Origin of the sequence: Aeromonas sp. A04 (assembly GCF_047780465.1) — a bacterium.
Classification (GTDB): Bacteria; Pseudomonadota; Gammaproteobacteria; order Enterobacterales; family Aeromonadaceae; genus Aeromonas; species Aeromonas bestiarum.
In genome coordinates this window covers 194349-215553 of the sequence record NZ_JBLNHP010000007.1, presented here as the reverse complement: position 1 = coordinate 215553, position 21205 = coordinate 194349, and the positions used below count along the sequence as shown (strand labels likewise).

Here is a 21205-nt window from a genome sequence, read left to right as displayed (position 1 = left end):
CAGCGGAGCGGTAGTTCAGTCGGTTAGAATACCGGCCTGTCACGCCGGGGGTCGCGGGTTCGAGTCCCGTCCGCTCCGCCACTATTTGAAAAGCCCTGAACGCAAGTTCAGGGCTTTTTTCATTTTAGATATCCAAAAATTCAGCATTCGCTGCCAGTCCTTCCCCTCTTCCAGTATCCATACCACCTCATCCGATGATGTCGCGGGTCCTTGTTGTCGCTATAATGGCCGCCTCAAGCAAGGTGGTGGTATGAAAGCAGAATATCTACAGCGATTCGGGGGCATTGCCCGTCTTTATGGTCAAAGCGCACTTGGCTCCTTCAGTCAGGCCAGGGTCTGCGTGGTGGGCATTGGCGGGGTCGGCTCCTGGGCGGCCGAGGCGTTGGCCCGCGCCGGCATCAATCAGATCACCCTGATCGACATGGATGATATCTGCATCACCAACACCAATCGCCAGATCCACGCCATGCAGGGTACGGTCGGCCGCCTCAAGACCGAAGTGATGGCCGAGCGCATTCGTGCCATCAATCCGGATTGCGAAGTGATCGAGGTGGATGATTTCGTCACTCCTGACAACCTGGCCGAACATATCAAGCGGGAGTTTGACTATGTGGTGGACGCCATCGATTCGGTCAAGGCCAAGGTGGCGCTGATAGCCTTCTGCAAGCGCAACAAGATCCCTGTGATAGTGGCTGGCGGTGCCGGCGGGCAGATGGACCCCACCCAGATCACAGTGGCCGATCTGGCCAAGACCATTCAGGATCCACTGGCGGCAAAGGTGCGATCCGATCTGCGCCGGCTGCACAACTTCAGCAAAAACCCTGCTCGCAAGTTCGGGGTGGAGTGTGTCTTCTCAACCGAGCAGTTGAGTTATCCCGACGGCAATGGCGGCACCTGCCAGGCCAAGGCGGCAAGCGACGGCAACATGAAGATGGATTGTGCCTCCGGCTTCGGGGCCGTGACGCCGGTGACGGCGACCTTTGGGCTGGTCGCCGCTTCCCGGGTGCTGAAGAAGATTGCCGAGCGGGGGGCTAAAGTGGAGTGCCTTGAGGCAGCCGCGAAGGCAGAAGAGATATCGCGGGTGGCCGGAGATCAGACCGACGCCTGATCCCGGATCGCCAGTACTATTGCCCTGAGCCCGTTACCCCGTGACGGGCTCAGGTGTTTTTCCAGCCCCAGTTCGGTGAAGTAGGCCTCCATATCGAAGGCCTGAATCGCCTTTGCGGATTGGTGGTTGAGCGCCGCCAGCACGATAACGATAAGGCCGCGTACTATGCGGGCATCGGAGTCGCAGGCAAAGTGCCAGCATCCATCTTCGCTCTTCTCACCTTTCAGCCAGGCCTGGCTCTCGCAGCCTTTCAGGCGGTTCTCTTCGGTCTGCCACTCGGCGGGCAGCGCGGGCAGCAACTTGCCTAGCTGAATGATCAGTCGGTACTGGTTCTCCCAGCCCTTGGCGGCGACGAACTGCTGGCGAATTGCTTCGGCGTCGGGTTCCAGGCCTATGGCGGTGTAGTGCTCGAGGGTATTCATCTCAGTCATGCCTTAAAAGAAATCTTCCAGTCTGTGCAGGGCTGCCAGCAAGGCATCCACGTCGTCTTGATTGTTGTAACAGGCCAGCGAGGCCCGCATGGTACCGCCGATACCCAGGCTCTCCATCAGCGGCATGGCGCAGTGGTGGCCGACCCGCAGCGCTATGCCCTGCATGTCGAGCAGGGTGGCAGCATCCTGCGAGTGGATATCCTGCAGCAGAAAGGAGACGGCGCCGGCGCGCTGGCCGGGTTCACCGATAAGACGCAGGCCCGGCACCTGCCGCAGCCCTGCCACCAGATAGTCGGTGAGTCTCTGTTCATGCTGTGCCAGCGCGCCTCTGTCTTGTTTCATGACAAAGTCGATGGCGGCAGCCAGGCCTATGGCACCGGCGATGTGCGGGGTGCCTGCCTCGAACTTGAACGGCAGGGCGTTGAAGGTGGTGCCGCTGAAACTGACCCTGTCGATCATCTCGCCGCCCGCCTGCCAGGGGGGCATCCTTTCCATCAGTTCTCCCTTGCCCCACAAGGCGCCGATCCCGGTCGGGCCATAGAGCTTGTGGCCGGAGAAGGCATAGAAGTCGCAGCCTATGGCCTGCACATCCACTTCCAGGTGAGCCACCGCCTGGGCACCATCGATCAGGGTCAGGGCGCCGACCGCCTTGGCCGCTGCCACTATCTGCGCGACCGGATTGACGGTACCGAGGGCGTTGGAGACATGTGCCACGCTCACCAACCGGGTGCTCGGTCCCAGCATGGCTAGATAGGCGGCCATATCGAGATCGCCCCGCTCATCGAGGGGGATGACCCGAATAATGGCACCGGTGCGCTGGGCGACCAGTTGCCACGGGACGATATTGGCGTGGTGCTCCAGGGTGCTGAGTACGATTTCGTCCCCCGCCTTGAGCTCGCTCAGGCCCCAGCTCTGAGCCACCAGGTTGATCGCTTCCGTGGTACCGCGAGTCCAAATGATCTCATGGGAATGAGGTGCGTTGATAAAGCAGGCGACCGTCTCGCGGGCGGTCTCGAAGGCCCGGGTGGCGCGGCTGCTCAGAGCATGGGCTGCGCGGTGCACGTTGGCATTGTCGGCACTGTAGTAGTGATTGATCGAATCCAGCACCGCCTGGGGTTTCTGGGTGGTGGCGGCATTGTCCAGATAGACCAGAGGATGGCCGTTGACCTGCTGCGCCAAGGCTGGAAACTGGCCGCGTAGTCGGGCGTGCTGTTGCTGATTCATGCTCCCCTCGTCATCATCTGGAAAAGTCGGCCATGATCCTGAAAATGGCGCTCGAACACAAGGCGCACGATGCTTGCCGACTGATGGTGTGTGGCGCAGCGATGCGGCTCGCCCGCTGATTTCTGTTACAATGCCGCCCCTCATCATAAGCCAAGAGATCCGGCCCATGAAGCTCAACCCCAATCAGAACGAAGCGGTCAAGTTTGTCTCCGGCCCTTGCCTGGTGCTGGCGGGAGCCGGATCGGGCAAGACGCGCGTCATCACCAACAAGATCGCCTATCTGGTGCAGCAGTGTGGCTATAACGCCCGCAACATAGCGGCCGTCACCTTCACCAACAAGGCGGCGCGGGAGATGAAGGAGCGGGTTGGTCAGACCCTGGGTCGCAAGGAGGCGCGGGGACTCATGGTCTCCACCTTCCACACCCTGGGCCTCGACATCATACGCCGTGAGCACAAGAGTCTGAATCTCAAGGCTAACTTCTCCCTGTTCGACGACACCGACCAGCTGGCGCTGCTCAAGGAGCTGACCGAGGCTGAGCTGGATAACGACAAGGACAAGCTGTCGGCCCTGATCAGCCAGATCTCCAACTGGAAGAACGACCTCATACTGCCAGCGCGGGCCATGCGTATCGCCCAAGGGCCGGAAGAGGTGCTGATGGCCCAGCTCTACGAGCGCTATCACCGCCAGATGGTGGCCTACAACGCGCTCGACTTCGATGACCTTATCGTGATGCCGACCCTGCTGCTCAAGAGCAATGATGAGGTACGCACCCGCTGGCAGAACAAGATCCGCTACCTGCTGGTCGATGAGTATCAGGACACCAATACCAGCCAGTACGAGCTGGTGAAACAGATCGTCGGCGAGCGGGCCCGCTTTACCGTGGTAGGGGACGATGACCAGTCAATCTACTCCTGGCGTGGCGCCAAGCCGCAGAATCTGGTGCTGCTCAACGAAGACTTTCCGAGCCTCAAGCTCATCAAGCTGGAGCAGAACTACCGCTCCAAGGGGCGCATCCTGAAATGCGCCAACATACTGATCGCCAACAACCCTCACGTGTTCGACAAGGCGCTCTTCTCCGAGCTCGATTACGGGGTGCCGGTCAAGGTGTTGTTTGCCAAGAACGAGGAGCACGAGGCGGAGCGGATCGCCGCCGAGCTGATGGGGCACAAGTTCATGAACCGCACCCGGTTCAAGGATTACGCCATCCTCTACCGGGGCAACCATCAGTCGCGCATCTTCGAGAAGGCGCTGATGACCAACCGCATCCCTTATCGCATCTCGGGTGGCACCTCGTTTTTCTCCCGTACCGAGATCAAGGACATCATGGCTTACCTCAAGCTGCTGGTGAATCCGGACGAGGACACCGCCTTCCTGCGGGTGGTCAACCTGCCGCGGCGGGAGATAGGTCCCACCACCCTCGAGAAACTTGGCCAGTATGCCAACCAGCGCGGCAAGAGCCTGTTTGCCGCCAGCTTCGAGCTGGGGCTGGAGCAATCGCTCTCCGGCCGTGGTCTGGTGGCCCTGCAGGCCTTCACCAACTGGCTGGTGCGACTCGGCGATCAGGCCCTGCGCGGCAACCCGGTGGAGGCGGTGCGGGACATGATCAAGGAGATCCACTATGAGGAGTGGCTCTACGAGACGTCCCCCAGCCCGAAGGCGGCCGAGATGCGGATGCAGAACGTCTCCACCCTCTATCGCTGGATCACCGAGATGCTGGAAGGGGATGAGCTGGAGGAGTCGATGACGCTCGCCCAGGTGGTCACCCGCCTTACCCTGCGTGACATGATGGAGCGCAACGAGGGGGAGGATGATGCGGATCAGGTGCAGCTGATGACGCTGCACGCCTCCAAGGGGCTGGAGTTCCCCTACGTCTTCATGGTGGGGATGGAAGAGGGCCTGTTGCCCCACCAGACCAGCATAGATGAAGACAATGTGGAGGAGGAGCGACGTCTCGCCTACGTGGGTATCACCCGCGCCCAGACCGAGCTGACCTTCACCCTCTGCAAGGAGCGGCGCCAGTATGGCGAGTCGGTGCGGCCCGAGCCGAGCCGCTTCCTGCTGGAACTGCCTCAGGACGATCTGGAGTGGGAGAACCAGAAGAAGGTGACGGCCGAGGAGCGCCAGCAGAAGGGGCAAGTCGGGGTTGCCAACCTGAGGGCGCTGTTCAAGAAGGATTGAGTCGGCGGCTAGCCGCGCTCACTCTTGGTCTGGGTGAGAAGGGGTGTGATATCGGCTCCCGGCATGGGGGGGGAGATGTAGCGCCCTTGCCCCATCAGGCAACCCATGTCGATCAGCTTCTGCAACTGCTGCTGGTTCTCGATTCCTTCGACTACCAGGGTGAAGTCCAGATCCTGGCAGATGTCCCGCATGGCGCGGATCAGCGCCAAATCCTTGGGGGATTGCAGCATGCGATGGGTGAAGCTGTCATCCACCTTGATGTAATCCACCGGGAAGTGGAACAGGGCATTGAGGGAGGAGAAGCCGGTGCCAAAATCATCCAGACTGATCTGAATGCCCTTGGCCCTCAGCTCGTGCAGGGAGGTGAGGGCGTCGGAATCCTGCCGCGACAGCTCCCGCTCGTTGAATTCAAAGATCAGATAGCCAGGCGCTATCCCCTCGGTTTCTATGATGTCCATCAGCCGCATGATCTGCTCGTGATTGACCAGATGCTTGCCGGAGAGGTTGATGGCGACCTTGAACTTGCTCTGGCCCGAGATGGGCAACCACTCTTTCAACTGTTGGCAGGTGTGGCGTAGGATCTGGTAATCCAGCTCCTGAATGAGGCCGCACTGCTCCGCCAACGGGATGAAGTCGAAAGCATCCTTGAGCACCCCCTCTTCGGTGATCCAGCGCGCCATCACCTCCAGTCCGGTCAGGCGGCTGTCCTTGAGCCGGATCACCGGCTGGAAATAGGGCAGTATGCGACCCTCGCGCAGGGCCCTGGCCAGCATCTCTTCCGGTGAGGCCCAGGTCTGGGCAGAACACTCTTCCGAATAGCTGACGATGCGGCTGCGCCCATTGCGCTTGGCCTGATACATGGCCAGATCGGCCTGATGGAGCAGCTGGCTGATGTCGGTGGTCTGCTCCGATACGCTGGCCACCCCCAGGCTGACCGTGATGCTCAGCTCGTTGCCTTGCAGCCGGAAGGGATAGGAGAGGCGGCTGATGATGCGATTGAGCACAGGGCTGATATCGTCCTCGTTCTTGCTGTTGTCCAGATAGATGACGAACTCGTCCCCGCCCAGCCTGGCCACCATGTCGTTCTGCCGGATGCAGGTTTGCAGACGGCGGCTCATCTCCTTCAGTAGTTGATCGCCGGCGCCATGACCCAGGGTGTCATTGACCTGCTTGAAATGATCCACATCGATGAAGATCAGCGAGAACCCGGGGGACTTGTAACGGTGGAAGTGGGTCATGGCATGGTTGAGGTGGTTCATCAGCAGGGCCCGGTTCGGCAACTGGGTCAGCGGATCGTGCAGGGCATCGAACTGCAGCCTGCGCTCCAGCTCCTGATGCTGCTTGAGCTGCTTCTGCAATCTCAGATTGGTCTGCCGCAGCTGTTGCAGGCGTTGATTGATGGAGTCTTCCGAATTGATATCGTGCAGCTGTTGCCGGATCCGTCTCAGCTCCAGCAGCAGGGTTAGCTGGCTGCGCAGGAAGTCGAGGAACAGCCGATCGTCCGTCTCAAGCGGCTGCGGGGTGCTGATGATGAAATGGGCGAAATATTGCTGCTGCAGCCGAAGAGGCTGGCTGTACCAGAACAGCTGCTCCCTGTGCTGCTCCATGTTGTTGGTGCTGTGACACATGCCTGCGATGAACTCATCGCCATGTAGCGGCAGTTCGGGATAGATCTTTTCCAACTGGTGGCTGTCGATGCGCACCAGCAGCATGTCCTGGATGCTCAGCATCTGGCGCAGCACGGCTTCCAGCTGGGAGAACAGGGCCTGGCTGGGCAGGGTATTGGCCAGGCGAATGATGCGATTGATGCTCTCGATTTTTTTCTGCCAGTCCGGATCCTTGCGGATGAGCGGAGAAGCCAGTTCCGAGAGTTGCGAGCCGGCCTGGGTTTCATTCAATCGCTTGGCGAGGCACTCCAGCAGCAGGCGCAGGGTGGGCAACTCCTTGGGCTGGCTGCAGGCCAGCAACCACTGCACCTGGCCATGCTCGATGGGAAATACGCACCAGCCCTGGGCTTCATCAAGCTGGGTCAACTGCTCGGTGAGTCGTGATTCCTCCAGCCCCAGCTGCAGTTTGAAACTGTCGGAAATCTGATGTTCGCATACCCAGTGCAGCCCAGCCTCTGACAAGCCCAGCATGCCGAAATGCTGCAGCGGGCAGAGCTGGTCCAATTGCTGGATCAGGGTGTCGTAATCTTTGGGCGTGGCAGAGGAGGGGGCAGGGAAATCCATAATAGCGGACACCAACGCCAGCAAGGGAGTCGAATACTGTGGTGCTATGGGTTGCGCTGACATAGAAACTCCCGGTTTGCCTACCCTACAAAGAGTAGCCGGAAGTGAACAGATTGAAAGGGCCGCAATTGCGGCCCTTTCAATCACTTAGAGCTTGTCGATCATATAGTGAATGGCGTTTTCGATCTCTTCATCGCTACAGGTGGCGCAAGTCCCCCGTGGCGGCATGACGCCGGTCTTGCCAGCGAAGCCTTCGATGGCATGTTTCTTCAATGTATCAATGCCTTGGGCAATACGTGGCTCCCACGCTGCCTTGTCACCGCGTTTCGGTGCACCGGCAATCCCCATGTCATGGCAGGCGAAGCAAGCGCCCTTGAACACGGCCTCGCCATCGCGTGGGCCTGAGGGGGCCGCCGTTGCAGGAGCTGCGCCTGCGGTCGCAATTCCTTCCAGATCCTTGGCGGTATAGACTTGACCGACAGGCTTGATCCGTTCGGCAATCGCTTCCGGTGACATATCATCGGCAGCAAGCACCACGCCGGACAGACTGGCAGCCGTCATCCCGACAACCAGCAAATAGCTCAGTTTTTTCAACACGCTCATGTACTCCCAGCAGGCTTTTATTATCCCTAGAAAACGACTGGATTATAACCGAATAGTTACAGCCATTTAAACGCTTGTGTGTGAAGTGTTAAGCACTCTGCGTGCAAAGTTTCTTCGTCAGATCACAAACTGGCGAGGAGAGGCGCAGAAAAAGAAACCCGGTCTTCACCGGGTTTCATGGGATTGAGCCGCCGGGAGGCTTATTTATCCCAGCTGAGGATCACCTTGCCGGACTGGCCGGAGCGCATGGCATCGAAGCCCTGCTGGAAGTCATCTATATCAAAACGGTGGGTGATGATGGGGGAGAGGTCCAGTCCTGACTGGATCAGGCTGGCCATCTTGTACCAGGTCTCGAACATCTCGCGACCGTAGATCCCTTTGATAAACAGACCCTTGAAGATCACCTTACCCCAGTCGATGGCCATGGTGGCGGGCGGGATGCCGAGCATGGCGATCTTGCCGCCGTGGTTCATCTTGTCGATCATGTCCTGGAAGGCGCTGGGCACACCGGACATCTCCAGCCCCACATCGAACCCTTCGGTCATGCCCAGCTCGCTCATCACGTCGGAGAGTTTCTCCTTGGCCACGTTGACGGCGCGGGTGGCGCCCATCTTGCGGGCCAGCTCCAGCCGGTATTCGTTGACGTCGGTGATCACCACATGGCGGGCGCCCACGTGGCGGCAGACGGCGGCAGCCATGATGCCGATGGGGCCTGCGCCCGTGATCAGCACGTCTTCACCCACCAGGTCGAAGGAGAGGGCTGTGTGCACCGCGTTGCCGAACGGATCGAAGATGGCGGCCAGCTCATCGGGTATGTTGTCCGGCAGCTTGAAGGCGTTGAAGGCCGGGATCACCAGATACTCGGCGAAGGCGCCCGGGCGGTTGACCCCGACGCCTATGGTGTTGCGGCACAGATGGGTGCGGCCGGCGCGGCAGTTGCGGCAATGACCGCAGGTGATATGCCCTTCACCAGAGACGCGATCCCCCACGGCGAAGCCGCGTACTTCCTGGCCGATGGCGACCACTTCCCCGACGTATTCATGGCCGACCACCATGGGCACCGGAATGGTTTTCTGGGACCAGTCGTCCCAGTTGTAGATGTGGATGTCGGTGCCACAGATGGCGGTCTTGCGGATCTTGATCAGCAGGTCGTTGTGGCCGAGCTCGGGGGCCGGTACGTCCGTCATCCAGATGCCGACTTCTTTGTGCAGTTTGGAGAGTGCTTTCATGGTTGTTCCTTCACAATGAATGCAGAAAAAAGGGGCGTTCGGCCCCTTGATTCAAATCAGATAACGCCGAGTTCACGGCCGATGCGGATGAAGGCATCGATGGCTTTGTCCAGCTGCTCGCGGGTGTGGGCGGCAGACATCTGGGTGCGAATGCGCGCCTGGCCCTTGGGCACGACCGGGAAGGAGAAGCCCACCACATAGATGCCGGCAGCCAGCATGCGGCTCGCCATCTCGGAGGCCAGCTTGGCATCCCCCAGCATCACAGGGATGATGGCGTGATCGGCACCCGCCAGGGTGAAGCCGGCGGCGTTCATCCGCTCGCGGAAATACTGGCTGTTCTCTTTGAGGCGAGCGCGCAGCGCGTGGCCGTCGGCCAGCATGTCGATCACCTTGATGGTGGCCGAGACGATGGAGGGGGCCAGGGAGTTGGAGAAGAGATAGGGGCGGGAGCGCTGACGCAGCCAGTCGATCGCCTCTTTCTTGCCGGAGGTGTAGCCGCCGGAGGCGCCGCCGAGCGCCTTGCCCAGGGTGCCAGTGATGATGTCGACCCTGTCCAGCACGCCGCAGTATTCGTGGGTGCCGCGGCCGTTCTCGCCGATGAAGCCGACGGCGTGGGAGTCGTCTACCATCACCAGGGCATCGTATTTGTCGGCCAGATCGCAGATGGATGTGAGGTCGGCGATGACCCCGTCCATGGAGAAGACCCCGTCGGTGGCGATCAGCTTGAAGCGGGCGCCGTCGGCGTCAGCCTGCTTGAGCTGGGCTTCCAGCTCGGCCATGTCGTTGTTGGCGTAGCGATAGCGTTTGGCCTTGCACAGCCGCACGCCGTCTATGATGGAGGCGTGGTTGAGGGCATCGGAGATGATGGCGTCTTCGGCGCCGAACAGGGTCTCGAACAGGCCGCCGTTGGCATCGAAGCAGGAGGAGTAGAGGATGGTGTCCTCGGTGCCGAGGAAGGTGGACAGCTTCTGTTCCAGCACCTTGTGATTGTCCTGGGTGCCGCAGATGAAGCGCACCGAGGCCATGCCGAAGCCGTGGCTATCCAGCCCCTGATGGGCCGCTTCGATAAGGTCCGGGTGGTTGGCCAGCCCCAGATAGTTGTTGGCACAGAAGTTCAGTACCTGCTCGCCACCCACCGCAATCTGGGCCTGCTGGGCCGAGGTGATGATGCGCTCCTGCTTGTACAATCCTTCCGCCTGCACCTGGCTAAGTTGCTCGGTCAGGTGACGATAGAATCCGTTAGACATCCTCGATCCTCATTGGCTATTTCAGCTGATTATCAACAATGGGCAGTATTTTACTGCAATCTGTTGCGGTGAATTCAAATGATTGTGCTGATATTCAACAATTGTGAAACAGATCTCACCCTGCTGGTTGGGCCAGTTGGCGGTAATGCTGCTCCAGCTGGCGGATCTGCCCGGCCACCTGGGGCTGTACATAGGGGCGCAGCAGGAACAGCACCCGCAATACCCCCTGATAGAGCAGCGGCTTGGTGATGCGGGTATTGGGCGCCTGGGCAATCTGGAACGGGATCCAGCAGGTCACCACCATTTTGATGGTCTGGCCAAGGTCGGGCAGGTCTTCGTCGTTGACGTCAATGATGCCCCCCTCACGCAGGCTCCTGAGCAGGGCAACCACGGAGGAGCGCAACTGCTCCTGGGCCTTGAGGTATTTCTGCTGCAGTGGCTCATCGCGACTCAGGATGTCCGGTAGATTTGCGTAGAAGAAACGGAACTGCCACATCAGATAGAAGATGGCATCCAGGTAGCCCATCAGGTTTTCCAGCTTGATCTCGTTGCTGCGCGCCGGGGTGAAGCTCTCGCTCAGGTGACGGGCGTATTGATCAAAAATCGAGTGGATGATGTCTTCTTTATTCCTGAAGTGGTAATAAAGGTTGCCAGGGCTGATGCCAAGATGGGCGGCAATGTGGTTGGTGGTGATGTTGCGCTCACCCTGATCGTTGAACAGCTCTGTGGCGCTGTGAATGATCCTGTCTCTGGTTTTCATCACTGTTCCCTCTGGCGGGCCCGTTGCATCAAGGTCGAATCCCCTTGCGGCCCGTGATAAACTTTTCGGCAATTTCAAATTGGCTCACTATACACAGCTTTAACAAGCAGTCACACGTGACCATCAACGTACGCGAGGCAAACTCCATGATCGTAGTAACTGGCGGTGCTGGCTTTATCGGCAGCAATCTGGTCAAGCAGCTGAACGCTCAAGGACGTACCGATATCGTGGTCATCGATGACCTGACCGACGGCACCAAGTTCGTCAACCTGGTCGATCTGACCATTGCCGATTACATGGATAAGGACGAGTTCCAGGCGCGGATCGTCTCCGGTGACGAGTTTGAAGAGTGGGACGACGGCATCGAGGTGATCTTCCACGAAGGTGCCTGCTCCGCGACCACCGAGTGGAACGGCAAGTTCATTATGGAGGTCAACTACGAGTACTCCAAGGATCTGTTCCACTACTGCATCGAGCGGGAAATTCCGTTCATCTACGCCTCTTCCGCTGCGACCTACGGTGGCCGCAACGACAACTTCATTGAAGATCCCAAGTTCGAGCAGCCACTCAATGTCTATGGTTACTCCAAGCAGCTGTTCGACCAGTACGTGCGCCGCTGGATGCCGGAGATAAACTCCCAGGTCGTGGGTCTGAAGTACTTCAACGTCTACGGTCCACGCGAGCAGCACAAGGGCTCCATGGCTTCCGTCGCCTTCCACCTCAATACCCAGGTGAAGAAGGGTGAGAATCCCAAGCTGTTCGAAGGCTGTGACGGTTTCCCGAACGGTGGCCAGATGCGTGACTTCATCTATGTGGATGACGTCTGCAAGGTGAACCTCTGGTTCTGGCAGAACCCGCAGCACTCCGGCATCTTCAACTGCGGTACCGGTCGTGCCGAGCCGTTCCAGAACGTGGCCGAAGCCGTTATCCAGCATCATCAGAAAGGGGCAATCGAGTACATTCCCTTCCCGGATCACCTCAAGGGTCGCTATCAGAGCTTCACCCAGGCAGACATGACCAGGCTGCGCGGTGTCGGTTATGACGCCGAGTTCAAGACAGTGGCCGAGGGCGTGGCCGACTACATGGCCTGGCTCAACCGCTAACGGGTGAGCACAAGGCGGCAGTGTTGCGCACAAAACCGGAAGCAGGCACTCGCCAGCTTCCGGTTTCTGGCGTCTGTTACGGCTTGCCGTTCCTCTCTTCTCTACCGGGTAACCGCGCGATGAACATATTGATGGCACTCTCCCAGCTCGAAGTGACGGGAGCTGAGGTCTATGCCACCACGGTCGGTAACGAATTGACCCGGCGTGGTCACAACGTTTTTTACGTTTCAGACACGCTGACCAAGCCCACTCTGGGTGCGGTGTTCAAGCTGCGTTTCAACAAGCGCAGCATACTGCGCCGCTTCTGGCATGTGTTTTATCTCATCTACCTCATCAAGAAGCATCACATCCAGTTAGTGCATGCACACTCCCGAGCCTCCGGCTGGAGCAGCTATGTGGCCTGCAAGCTGACCGGTACGCCGATGATCACCACGGTTCATGGCCGTCAGCCGGTGCACGCCTCCCGCAAGGCTTTCCATGCCCTCGGGTTCAGGGCCGTGGCGGTGTGCGAGGATATTGCCCACCAGATCATCGACAATCTGGGGGTGGATCCGGCCATAGTGCAGGTGCTGCGCAACGGCATCGAGACTGACAAGTTTCAGCCAGTGCCGGCCCCGCACAACGCCAGGCCGGTGATCGCCATCATTGGCCGGTTGAGCGGGCCCAAGGGTGAGCTCTGCTATCGCCTGCTGGACGAGGTGCTGGATCTGGATGCCTGTCAGGTTCGGGTGGTGAGCGGCAGCCAGCTGCCCGAGCGTTTCCACCGCTTCCAGAAGCAGGTCGATTTCGTCGGTTATGTGGATGATGTGCCTGCGCTGATGGCGCAATGCGATCTGGTGATCGGTGCAGGCCGGGTGGCGATGGAGGCGTTGCTGTGCGGGCGTCCCGCGTTTGCCATCGGCGAGGCCAAGGCCATCGGACTGGTGGATGAATCCAACTTGGCCGAGGCGCTGGCCAGCAACTTCGGCGACATAGGCCCCCAGGATCTGGCGATCGATTTCACTGCCTTGAAGGCACAGATAGCACCCGCATTGGCCAGCAAGAGTGTGCCTGAGGCCATTCGCCTGCGCATTCAGGCCGAGTATGGCTTGCAAGGGGTGGTCTCCGGGCTGGAATCCATCTATCAGGATGCGGTGGTCGAGACGTTGCGCCGCGAGATGCCTGTCATCATGTACCACCGCTTCATCGAGCATGACAGCGAGAAGGGGGTGCACGGCACCTGGATGCCGATTGCCATGTTCGAGAAGCATCTTCGTTTAATGAAATGGCTGGGTTATGAAACTCTGACCTTCCGCGATCTGGCGGACAAGGGCTTTATTCATCGCCTTGAATACGGCAAGAAGTACCTGATGATCACCGCCGATGACGGCTATCAGGACAACCTGACCCGCATGCTGCCACTGCTGGAAAAATATGGTTACAAAGCAGTGGTATACGTGGTCACGGGAGAAGGTTATAACCGCTGGGACGTGGAGCAGGCGAGCAACCCGGACACCCGGGTTGACCTGATGAATGGCGAGCAGCTCAAGGCGCTGACGGCCTCCGGCCATGTGGAGATCGGCGGTCATACTCTGACCCATCCCAGGCTGAGCAAACTTGCACCCGAGCAGCAAGCTCATGAAATAAGAGAAAATAAACGGCAACTTGAGGCCTTGCTTGGTCACTCTCTGCTGTCGTTCGCCTACCCTTATGGGGATATGGATGAGAGCGCCAAGGAGCAGGCGCAGGCCGCAGGCTACCGTTTTGCCGTGGCGACCAACAGTGGTCCCAGAGCCATGCACCAGGACCCTTTCCGGATCCGCCGTATCGCCATTTTCCCTCGTACCGATGTTTTTGGCCTATGGCGCAAAATCCGGGGTAACTATGTCTTCAGGAAATCTTGATTGATGCTCAGCAGAAGCCTTGCATTGCTCGATAGAACAACCGCAGCCCTGTTTGCGCTGACCATCCTGTTTTCCTTTTGCGGCTTGTTTCTGGCTCCTGCCGGCCAGAGCATTCAATCCAATCTGCTGGCCGTGACCGGCATATTCGGTTTGTTGAATTACTTTGTCGGCAAACAACGGGATGTCGGGCTCAAAGACCGTCGCATTCTCTGGGGACTGCTGGTCTATGCCACCATGATCTTCGCAAACCGGTTGATCCACGGTGATCAATACGGGGTCATGCGCGGGCTGTTTTATGTCGTCGTCTTTGCGCTGATGATGCCGCGCAAGCCGATCCTGTTGATGCTGGGTTATCTGGCCATCGTGCTGGGCGGGATGGGATTAGGCATCCTCAGCATCTGGCAATACCAGCACGGCATTGCCAGGGTGGAAGGCTTTACCAACGCGATTCTCTTCTCGCAGGCGGCGCTGACGCTGGCAATTCTCAACTGGTTTGTCTTTCAGCAGAGACGGCTATCTGGATGGTTTAGGAGGGGGGCTCTGGTTGGTCTGATTGCGGCCCTGTTTGCGCTTTATCTCTCCCAGAGCCGGGGGGTCTGGCTCGCATTCGGAGTGATCCTCGCCTACGTCATCTGTTACAAGGCCTATTTCAAGCCGTGGAAATACGTTGCGGTAGCCATATTGTGTACGGCCACGACGGGTGCCATTTATCATACCAATCAGCTGGTTCAGGTTCGGGTCGCGGAGGCGGTCTCGGATATCAATTCGGCAGAAAAGGGCTCGTACGATTCATCGTGGGGTCTGCGTGTCATTGCCTGGCAGAGTGCCTGGCTGGGTTTTTTGGATTCGCCTGTGGCAGGCGTGGGCACGGATGGCTTCGACGCATTGAAACAAACCCAGGTCAATAATCATCAGATATCTCCCCTGATATTTCATCCGGCGTTGGTCCACTCGCATAATCAATATATGCAGAACCTGGTAGTTCGAGGCAGCATCGGATTTGTTGCACTGGTGATATTTCTTGGCCTGCCGCTCTATTTTGCCGCGAAAAATATAAACAGGATTTCTGCAGGGGTACTGGTGCCTCTGGCGTTTGCGATTAATTCGCTAAGCGATGTTCCGTTTGAACATCAAGGGGTGCTCTATTTGTATACGCTCAGCCTGGTTTTCATCTGGTTTGCCCATGAGTTTGAAAAGGATACCTGTACGTCATGATTCCGGTTTTTGTCATCAGTTTGGCTCGCAGCGTTGAGCGGCGGGCGATGGTTGTACAGCAGATGGCGCATCTTGGCATCAATTTCGAGTTCGTAGATGCGACCGATGGGAAAGCATTGAGCAGCGCGGAACTTGCCAAGGTTGACTTGGAGCTGGCCAAAGAAGTGTGTGGCCATGAGCTGAGTTTTGGTGAGATTGGCTGTGCCATGAGCCATATCCGTGTTTATGAGCGCATAGTCGCCGAGGGAATTGATCGCTGCGTGGTGTTGGAAGATGACATTTACCTGCACATGCACAGCAAGGCGATCATCGAGACGATAGTGCACTCCTGCCATTCGGAGATCGTCTTCCTGCATCATGGCAAAGCCAAGCGCTGGCCAATTCTTTCCTCCTTGCCGGGCGGTTATCGGCTTGCCAGATATCTGACACCGAGTCGCACCTCCAGGAGAGGGATCCTGTCGACCGCAGGGTATGTTCTGACCCTGGCAGGGGCGAAGAAATTATTGCAGTGTGCTTATCCGCTGCGCATGCCTGCCGATTATCTGACTGGTCGCCTGCAGCTTAATGGCCTGGCTGCCTCCGGTGTTGAGCCCTGTTGCCTGGATGTGGATCTCTTTACCACCACGATTGATGATCGGGCTTACGGCCACTATCTGGAATAGGCGGGTTGTCCTGGCCGGGATTGGGGTCAGTAAACACCCCTGCTGTCCTGGTCGGCGAAGTGGGGCCATACATGCTGGATAATCTATGAATTTCAAAAAGTTGCTTACCCATTCCATCGCCAAGTGGGTCATTGGCAGCCAGCCTGCTGCCATCCCGAGCCCCGTCGGAACAGAAGTGGCAAGCGTGCTGCTGGTCGGTTATGACGCCATCGGCGACTTCATTCTGTCATTGCCCGCCATTGCGCAGCTCAGGCGCCTGTATCCAGCCGCCCGATTTGACCTCGTGTGCAGCCAGCGCAACGCGCTGCTGGCGGCATCTGTGCCCGGTATTGATCAATGCCATGTGATCACCCTGAACGACACCCTGTGGCCAGCGGGCATGTGGTGCAAACTGCGCGAGCTCAGGCAACGCCACTATGACGTGGTCATCAACCTGTTCGATGAGCCCGACGATATCGCCATGGCCAAGCTGCTGTTGCTGGCCAATGGTCGATTGCAGTCATTGCCCCTGCGCTTCAAGAGCGAACAGCAGCAGAAGTTGCTGCCGTTGTTCAACGAAAAGGCCACCATAGTGCCGTCACGCCCTATCCGGGATCACTTCGTTTATCGCATGCTCAGCGTGGCGGGGGATCAAACGGACGTGCCGGTCACCATACCATCGCCCTGCAATGAACAGCTGGATACCAGTGGCTATGGGCGTTATCTGCTGGTCAATCTGACCGGCAGTCAGGTGGGCAATTCGATGGCGGATGAGCAAATCAACGGCATTCTGGCTCAATTGCCTGTGTATGCTGGGGTTTCCTATCTGGTCTTCTCCAGGCGCCCTTTGGCATGCCAACGGCAGGACATGACAGCCCTGTTTCCCGACACCATTCTCGATGCGGCAAAGATTATCAAGGATGCGCAGGGTGTCATCTCGACCGACACCTCCATCATCCATATCTCGTCTTCGTTCGGGGTGCCCACCCTGGTGTTGATGAACAACGAGTCCTGGCGCGATGCCTTTATTCCACTCTCTGGCCGCAATATCATCCTGAGATCGACCACGGACAACCTTTCAGCACTTTCGCCTGTCGAGATCAGCCGTCAGGTCGATGCCTTGATGGCGCTCTAGTCGCGTCAGACTGTTATCATACCTTCCCAATTTAACGGCCATCCTGGTGGATTCATGTCATTAATCAACGACCTGCAACTCAAGCGTGACATTCTTCGCCGCAAGATGGGACGGCTCCTGTTTGATCGCAAACGGCCGGACCCCACCAGGGAGAGCGAGGGAAAAGTCGTCCTGCTGCGCTGGGATGCCAAACTGGGCGATGCGATCGTCTCGTCCTGGGTAGCCCGCGAACTAAAGCGGGTCAACCCGGCACGCGAGGTATGGATAGTTACAACGGCAGCCATGGCTCCCCTGTTTCGCGATCATTTCGGCATGGATAGGGTCATCGAGGTGCCTAAGCGCCCCGGTTATTGTCAACTCAGGCGGCTGGCACAGTCACTGGGGGAGGTCGGTTGCCTGGTTCACTTTGGCAAGATGTTGAAGATGAAGGATATCTTTTTCATCAGCCAGGTCAGGGCAGATTGGGTCGCCGGCATGGACGATGCCCTGCAGGCCATCAATCTCAAACTGGGAGCCGCTTCCAGCGGCATGCACTTCTCCGACAAGTTTGCCCTGCTGTTGAATCGACTCGGGGTGGCAGACCCGGATCGGCGCTACATCATCCCCGCTTTGGGTCAGGAAGCGTCGGTTGCGAGCTGGTGGCCAGATGATGTCGTGCTCTGTTTCAACCCTTATGGCAGCGGCAGCTCCCGCCGCCTGAAGCCTGAGCTGATCCGGCAGATGCTGGAGAGGATGCTGGACGCCTGCCCATTTGCCATCTGCCTGCTATATCCACCGGGCATGGAGGCGGAAGTCGCGGGGATCCGGGCCGGACTCTCCCGACCGGAGCGCATGGTATTGTCACCCGATGCGCCCTCGCTGGCGGGCCTGTTTGCCCAGTTGCGTCAGAGTCAGGGCCTCATCTCGGTGGACACGGCGACCATACATATCGCGGCCGGGCTGGAGCAACCCATTCTGGGTCTCTACAACCCGGATATAGGGGGTGGCAACGAGAATTTCCTGGAGTGGCATCCCAACTCCCCGTCAGCGACCGTCCTGTTCTCGGAGAATCTCCGCGAACAGGACATCAACTCTCTCAACCTGACCGAGTTCGACCGGCTATTCAGGCAGTGGCTGCTTACCAATCAGGCAGCGTTGTCAGTCGGGCAATCACCAGCTCGGGTGTGATGGCACGCAACAGGGTCTCATCGATGAAGTCCTTTTCCGCATTTTGCGGCAGCTGGAAGGCCGGTCCCTTGGCATCGAAGATATCGATGGCCTGATAGCGGGGGTGGTTGACCGGATTGGCGATGATCTTGTCGCCGCCGGGGGCCACTATGGTCAGCAGGGGCAGGTCTATGGCCTGGGCCATGTGGCGGGGGCCGGTATCGTTGCCGACAAACAGTTGGCAATGGGCGAACAGCCCCACCAGTTCCCGTACCGAGCGGGTCTTGATCTGATCAAACACGCTGGCCTGCAAGGCGGCAGGCAGCAGCGGCTTGAGACCGCGGTTGTACTCCTCTTCCCCCGGCCCGCAGTAGATCAGGATCTGGGCGTTGTGTTGTTCGATGAGCCATTGGGCAACCTGGGCGAAGCAGTCGATGGGCCAGCGCTTGTAGTGCCCCAGCGAGTTGACGCCCATGGCGATCAAGGGCCGAGCGAGATCGACGCCGGCCGCCTGCAAGGTTTCCCGTCCCTGCTGCTTCTCCTCTTCGCTCAGCCAGAGATGATAATTGCGATCTTCTTTGGCCAGTTTGAGCGGCTTGAGCAGCGAGAAGCGGTCGTCGATCAGGGTACTGTTGCCCTGGAATTCGGTGTCTTTGCGAAAGCGCACTATGCGGTTGTGGCCGAGGCGCCAGGGGAAGGAGTCAAATCCTATCCGCAACCTGGCGCCGGAGAAGAGGCAGGTCAGCAGGCCTATCATCTGGCCCTGGCTGTTGACCACCACGTCATAGTGTTCGCGGCGGATAGCCAGCAGCAGGTCTTTCATGTAGCGCCAGTCGTTGCGCCTGGCTTTCTCTATGATGAGGAGTCGATCGATATTGGGATTGCCCTGCGCCATACCCGCGCAATAATCCATGACCAGATAGTGAACTTCCCCGGTTGGATCGTTCTGCTTGAGGTTGTTGCACAGCGCGGTGGAGATCAGCACATCCCCTATCTGTTTGGTTTGTACTACAAGGTATTTCATAAGGCAGGCCTCAATAGAGGTCGTTGTTGAGCATCAGCGTGACAGCATACCGCACAAGCGAGTCAGATGCTGTCGGTCAGGAATGAAAATCCGATCTGGCTCAAGCCAAGGGTAGTGTGGTGCAGGCCTGGAGTAGAAGCCCGTCGTTGACGGGCTTCTTGCATCCATTACTCGATGTTCTGGATCTGCTCGCGCATCTGCTCGATCAGCACCTTCAGCTCGACCGCGGACTGGGTCACCTCGGCGTTGATGGATTTCGAACCGAGCGTGTTCGACTCGCGGTTGAACTCCTGCATCATGAAGTCGAGGCGACGGCCACAGGCGCCGCCCTTCTTCATGATCTTGATGGTCTCGCTGATGTGCATCTCCAGCCGATCCAGCTCCTCGGCCACGTCGATCTTCTGGGCCAGCAGCACGATTTCCTGCTCGATGCGGGCCGGATCCAGCTCGACCTTGGCCTCGGTCAGGCGGTCGGTGAGCTTCTGGCGCTGCCACTCGATGATCTGCGGCAGGTGTATGCGCACCTTCTTCACTTCTACCTGGATGCCGTCCAGACGCTGCTGGATCAAGTTCTTGAGGTTGGCTCCTTCGCTGGCGCGGGAGGCGATGAAGTCTTCCATGGTCTGGTCGAACCCGCCGAGCAGCTCGGTGGCAACCGCGTCCATGTCCTGCTCGGCGGCAGCCATGACGCCGGGCCAGCGCAGCACATCGACCGGGTTGAGCTGGCCCTGGCCGGCTTCTTTCATCACCCAGTTGGCGCTGTCGATGATGAGCTTGGCCAACTCCTCATTGATGTGCAGCTGGCTGGCGGCAGCCTGGGCCGCCTCGAAACGCAGGTTGCACTCCACCTTGCCGCGTTGCAGCTTGGCACGGAAACGCTCACGCAGCACCGGCTCCAGGCTGCGCAGTTGCTCCGGCAGACGGATATAGGTTTCCAGATAGCGCTGGTTGACCGAACGAATTTCCCAAACGGCTGTGCCCCAGTCGCCCTTGAATTCCTTGCGGGCGTAGGCGGTCATGCTGTGAATCATTGATTGTTCCGGGCTTGATGAAGTGTGCGGCCAGTATACTCAGCCAGACTTGTCCCGTCAGCCATAGCCGTGGCTTTAGAACCCGTTCCAGCTTTTGTGGGACAGTATTGAGCCGGGCCCGGTACTGCCCCGGCTCATAAACGAGGGTGATGGACGCCGGTTTCTGTGCGCTCCCTCGCCCTTGCGATGACTGCTCACGACCGATGATGAACGGCTTCTTAGCGGCTGATATTTGGGGCTGGATCACTTATACTCCTTCGCCAATTTGAGCCAGCCCAGAGGTCCGTTCCATGTCACGTCCAAGCGATCGCAGTGCCGCGCAACTTCGCCCGGTTACCATTACCCGCAATTTCACCAAACATGCAGAAGGCTCAGTGCTGGTGGAGTTCGGTAACACTCGCGTGCTCTGCACCGCCAGCGTCGACACCAGCGTTCCGCGCTTCCTGAAAGGGAAGGGTCAGGGTTGGGTCACCGCCGAATACGGCATGCTGCCGCGCTCCACCCATTCGCGCATGAACCGTGAAGCCGCCGCCGGCAAGCAGAGTGGCCGCACCCTGGAGATCTCCCGTCTGATCGCCCGCTCCCTGCGTGCTGCCGTCGATCTGACCGCGCTGGGCGAGCACTCCATCACGGTGGACTGCGACGTGCTGCAAGCCGATGGTGGCACCCGCACCGCCGCCATTACCGGTGCCTGTGTGGCCCTGGTGGACGCGCTGAACTGGATGGTAGGCAAGGGCATGCTCAAGCAGAGCCCGCTCAAGCAGATGATCGCCGCCGTCTCCGTCGGCATGTATCAGGGCGAAGCCATCTGTGATCTGGAGTACATCGAAGACTCCGCCGCCGAGACCGACATGAACGTGGTGATGACCGAAGATGGTCGCATCATAGAGGTGCAGGGCACCGCGGAGGCGGAACCCTTCACCCATGAGGAGCTGCTGGCGATGCTGGGGCTCGCCAAGGGCGGCATTGAAGAGATCATTGGGCTGCAGAAGCAGTCGCTTTCATAATTTTAAAA

18 protein-coding genes and 1 tRNA gene are annotated in these 21205 nt (G+C 58.8%); 10 read left to right on the top strand and 9 right to left on the bottom strand.

Translation table 11 applies throughout. The annotated features are described in order from the left end of the window. Positions 1-4 precede the first annotated feature (4 nt). Together ACM3N8_RS18790 and tcdA are read left to right on the top strand one after the other, a co-directional pair. Positions 5-81: transfer RNA gene (locus tag ACM3N8_RS18790), tRNA-Asp, on the top strand. 169 nt (positions 82-250) lie between these two features. After that, positions 251-1108 (top strand): tRNA cyclic N6-threonylcarbamoyladenosine(37) synthase TcdA, encoded by an 858-nt coding sequence (gene tcdA, locus ACM3N8_RS18785; RefSeq protein WP_290018797.1) that lies wholly within the window; start codon positions 251-253, stop codon positions 1106-1108. Here tcdA and ACM3N8_RS18780 read toward each other — a convergent pair. After that, a complete protein-coding gene (locus ACM3N8_RS18780; protein ID WP_290018796.1) occupies positions 1093-1530 on the bottom strand; it encodes a SufE family protein in 438 nt (145 codons plus the stop codon). The genes tcdA and ACM3N8_RS18780 overlap by 16 nt on opposite strands. Before the next feature lie 12 nt (positions 1531-1542). Beyond that, positions 1543-2763 (bottom strand): aminotransferase class V-fold PLP-dependent enzyme, encoded by a 1221-nt coding sequence (locus ACM3N8_RS18775; protein WP_416016491.1) that lies wholly within the window; start codon positions 2761-2763, stop codon positions 1543-1545. Between the two features lie 166 nt (positions 2764-2929). Between ACM3N8_RS18775 and rep the strand changes: the two genes are divergently transcribed. Next, positions 2930-4942, top strand: coding sequence for a DNA helicase Rep (rep, locus tag ACM3N8_RS18770; RefSeq protein ID WP_098981367.1), 2013 nt, complete (start codon positions 2930-2932; stop codon positions 4940-4942). 8 nt (positions 4943-4950) lie between these two features. Here the strand turns inward: rep and ACM3N8_RS18765 are convergent, their stop codons facing one another. From ACM3N8_RS18765 to ACM3N8_RS18745, 5 genes are all read right to left on the bottom strand, one after another. Next, positions 4951-7236: a putative bifunctional diguanylate cyclase/phosphodiesterase gene (locus tag ACM3N8_RS18765; protein ID WP_098981370.1), complete on the bottom strand. Its 2286-nt coding sequence runs from the start codon at positions 7234-7236 to the stop codon at positions 4951-4953. An 84-nt stretch (positions 7237-7320) separates the two neighbouring features. Next, positions 7321-7776, bottom strand: coding sequence for a c-type cytochrome (locus tag ACM3N8_RS18760; protein WP_042870432.1), 456 nt, complete (start codon positions 7774-7776; stop codon positions 7321-7323). A gap of 200 nt (positions 7777-7976) precedes the next feature. Then, complete coding sequence (tdh, locus tag ACM3N8_RS18755) at positions 7977-9005, bottom strand: L-threonine 3-dehydrogenase (RefSeq protein ID WP_043554274.1); 1029 nt, start codon at positions 9003-9005, stop codon at positions 7977-7979. 56 nt (positions 9006-9061) lie between these two features. Next, the gene (locus tag ACM3N8_RS18750; RefSeq protein WP_290018793.1) at positions 9062-10252 is read right to left on the bottom strand and encodes a glycine C-acetyltransferase; all 1191 of its coding nucleotides are present in this window, start codon (positions 10250-10252) and stop codon (positions 9062-9064) included. Positions 10253-10367: 115 nt separating this feature from the next. Then, the gene (locus ACM3N8_RS18745; protein WP_042870427.1) at positions 10368-11012 is read right to left on the bottom strand and encodes a TetR/AcrR family transcriptional regulator; all 645 of its coding nucleotides are present in this window, start codon (positions 11010-11012) and stop codon (positions 10368-10370) included. Between the two features lie 146 nt (positions 11013-11158). Here ACM3N8_RS18745 and rfaD point away from each other — a divergent pair, with 146 nt between their 5' ends. The 6 genes from rfaD to ACM3N8_RS18715 all read left to right on the top strand — a co-directional run bounded on the left by rfaD (position 11159) and on the right by ACM3N8_RS18715 (position 18156). Further along, positions 11159-12115 (top strand): ADP-glyceromanno-heptose 6-epimerase, encoded by a 957-nt coding sequence (gene rfaD / locus ACM3N8_RS18740; RefSeq protein WP_043142960.1) that lies wholly within the window; start codon positions 11159-11161, stop codon positions 12113-12115. A 119-nt stretch (positions 12116-12234) separates the two neighbouring features. Further along, complete coding sequence (locus ACM3N8_RS18735) at positions 12235-13998, top strand: polysaccharide deacetylase family protein (protein WP_416016490.1); 1764 nt, start codon at positions 12235-12237, stop codon at positions 13996-13998. Next, a complete protein-coding gene (locus ACM3N8_RS18730) occupies positions 13999-15213 on the top strand; it encodes an O-antigen ligase family protein (protein WP_098981382.1) in 1215 nt (404 codons plus the stop codon). After that, positions 15210-15875 carry a glycosyltransferase family 25 protein gene (locus tag ACM3N8_RS18725; RefSeq protein ID WP_098981384.1) on the top strand — a complete coding sequence of 222 codons (666 nt, stop codon included), beginning with the start codon at positions 15210-15212 and terminating at the stop codon, positions 15873-15875. Before ACM3N8_RS18730 ends, ACM3N8_RS18725 begins: the two co-directional genes overlap by 4 nt. Positions 15876-15960: 85 nt before the next feature. Next, positions 15961-16989, top strand: a complete 1029-nt coding sequence (locus ACM3N8_RS18720) for a glycosyltransferase family 9 protein (protein WP_172955243.1) — start codon at positions 15961-15963, stop codon at positions 16987-16989. Positions 16990-17043: 54 nt separating this feature from the next. Next, entirely contained in the window at positions 17044-18156 is a 1113-nt protein-coding gene (locus ACM3N8_RS18715) for a glycosyltransferase family 9 protein (protein WP_290018791.1), read from the top strand. Here ACM3N8_RS18715 and ACM3N8_RS18710 read toward each other — a convergent pair. Continuing rightward, entirely contained in the window at positions 18107-19159 is a 1053-nt protein-coding gene (locus ACM3N8_RS18710) for a glycosyltransferase family 9 protein (RefSeq protein ID WP_290018790.1), read from the bottom strand. The genes ACM3N8_RS18715 and ACM3N8_RS18710 overlap by 50 nt on opposite strands. A 167-nt stretch (positions 19160-19326) precedes the next feature. After that, on the bottom strand, positions 19327-20190 hold the full coding sequence (locus ACM3N8_RS18705; RefSeq protein ID WP_042870412.1) for a YicC/YloC family endoribonuclease: 864 nt from the start codon (positions 20188-20190) through the stop codon (positions 19327-19329). Between the two features lie 290 nt (positions 20191-20480). On the opposite strand from ACM3N8_RS18705, the gene rph reads away from it, so the two are divergent. Then, positions 20481-21197 (top strand): ribonuclease PH, encoded by a 717-nt coding sequence (gene rph / locus ACM3N8_RS18700; protein WP_043142571.1) that lies wholly within the window; start codon positions 20481-20483, stop codon positions 21195-21197. Positions 21198-21205: the final 8 nt, after the last annotated feature.

Coding starts and splice junctions, on each gene's coding strand:
- tcdA (WP_290018797.1), top strand. CDS start 251: ATGAAAGCAGAATATCTACAGCGATTCGGGGGCATTGCCCGTCTTTAT.
- ACM3N8_RS18780 (WP_290018796.1), bottom strand. CDS start 1,530: ATGAATACCCTCGAGCACTACACCGCCATAGGCCTGGAACCCGACGCC.
- ACM3N8_RS18775 (WP_416016491.1), bottom strand. CDS start 2,763: ATGAATCAGCAACAGCACGCCCGACTACGCGGCCAGTTTCCAGCCTTG.
- rep (WP_098981367.1), top strand. CDS start 2,930: ATGAAGCTCAACCCCAATCAGAACGAAGCGGTCAAGTTTGTCTCCGGC.
- ACM3N8_RS18765 (WP_098981370.1), bottom strand. CDS start 7,236: ATGTCAGCGCAACCCATAGCACCACAGTATTCGACTCCCTTGCTGGCG.
- ACM3N8_RS18760 (WP_042870432.1), bottom strand. CDS start 7,776: ATGAGCGTGTTGAAAAAACTGAGCTATTTGCTGGTTGTCGGGATGACG.
- tdh (WP_043554274.1), bottom strand. CDS start 9,005: ATGAAAGCACTCTCCAAACTGCACAAAGAAGTCGGCATCTGGATGACG.
- ACM3N8_RS18750 (WP_290018793.1), bottom strand. CDS start 10,252: ATGTCTAACGGATTCTATCGTCACCTGACCGAGCAACTTAGCCAGGTG.
- ACM3N8_RS18745 (WP_042870427.1), bottom strand. CDS start 11,012: ATGAAAACCAGAGACAGGATCATTCACAGCGCCACAGAGCTGTTCAAC.
- rfaD (WP_043142960.1), top strand. CDS start 11,159: ATGATCGTAGTAACTGGCGGTGCTGGCTTTATCGGCAGCAATCTGGTC.
- ACM3N8_RS18735 (WP_416016490.1), top strand. CDS start 12,235: ATGAACATATTGATGGCACTCTCCCAGCTCGAAGTGACGGGAGCTGAG.
- ACM3N8_RS18725 (WP_098981384.1), top strand. CDS start 15,210: ATGATTCCGGTTTTTGTCATCAGTTTGGCTCGCAGCGTTGAGCGGCGG.
- ACM3N8_RS18720 (WP_172955243.1), top strand. CDS start 15,961: ATGAATTTCAAAAAGTTGCTTACCCATTCCATCGCCAAGTGGGTCATT.
- ACM3N8_RS18715 (WP_290018791.1), top strand. CDS start 17,044: ATGTCATTAATCAACGACCTGCAACTCAAGCGTGACATTCTTCGCCGC.
- ACM3N8_RS18710 (WP_290018790.1), bottom strand. CDS start 19,159: ATGAAATACCTTGTAGTACAAACCAAACAGATAGGGGATGTGCTGATC.
- ACM3N8_RS18705 (WP_042870412.1), bottom strand. CDS start 20,190: ATGATTCACAGCATGACCGCCTACGCCCGCAAGGAATTCAAGGGCGAC.
- rph (WP_043142571.1), top strand. CDS start 20,481: ATGTCACGTCCAAGCGATCGCAGTGCCGCGCAACTTCGCCCGGTTACC.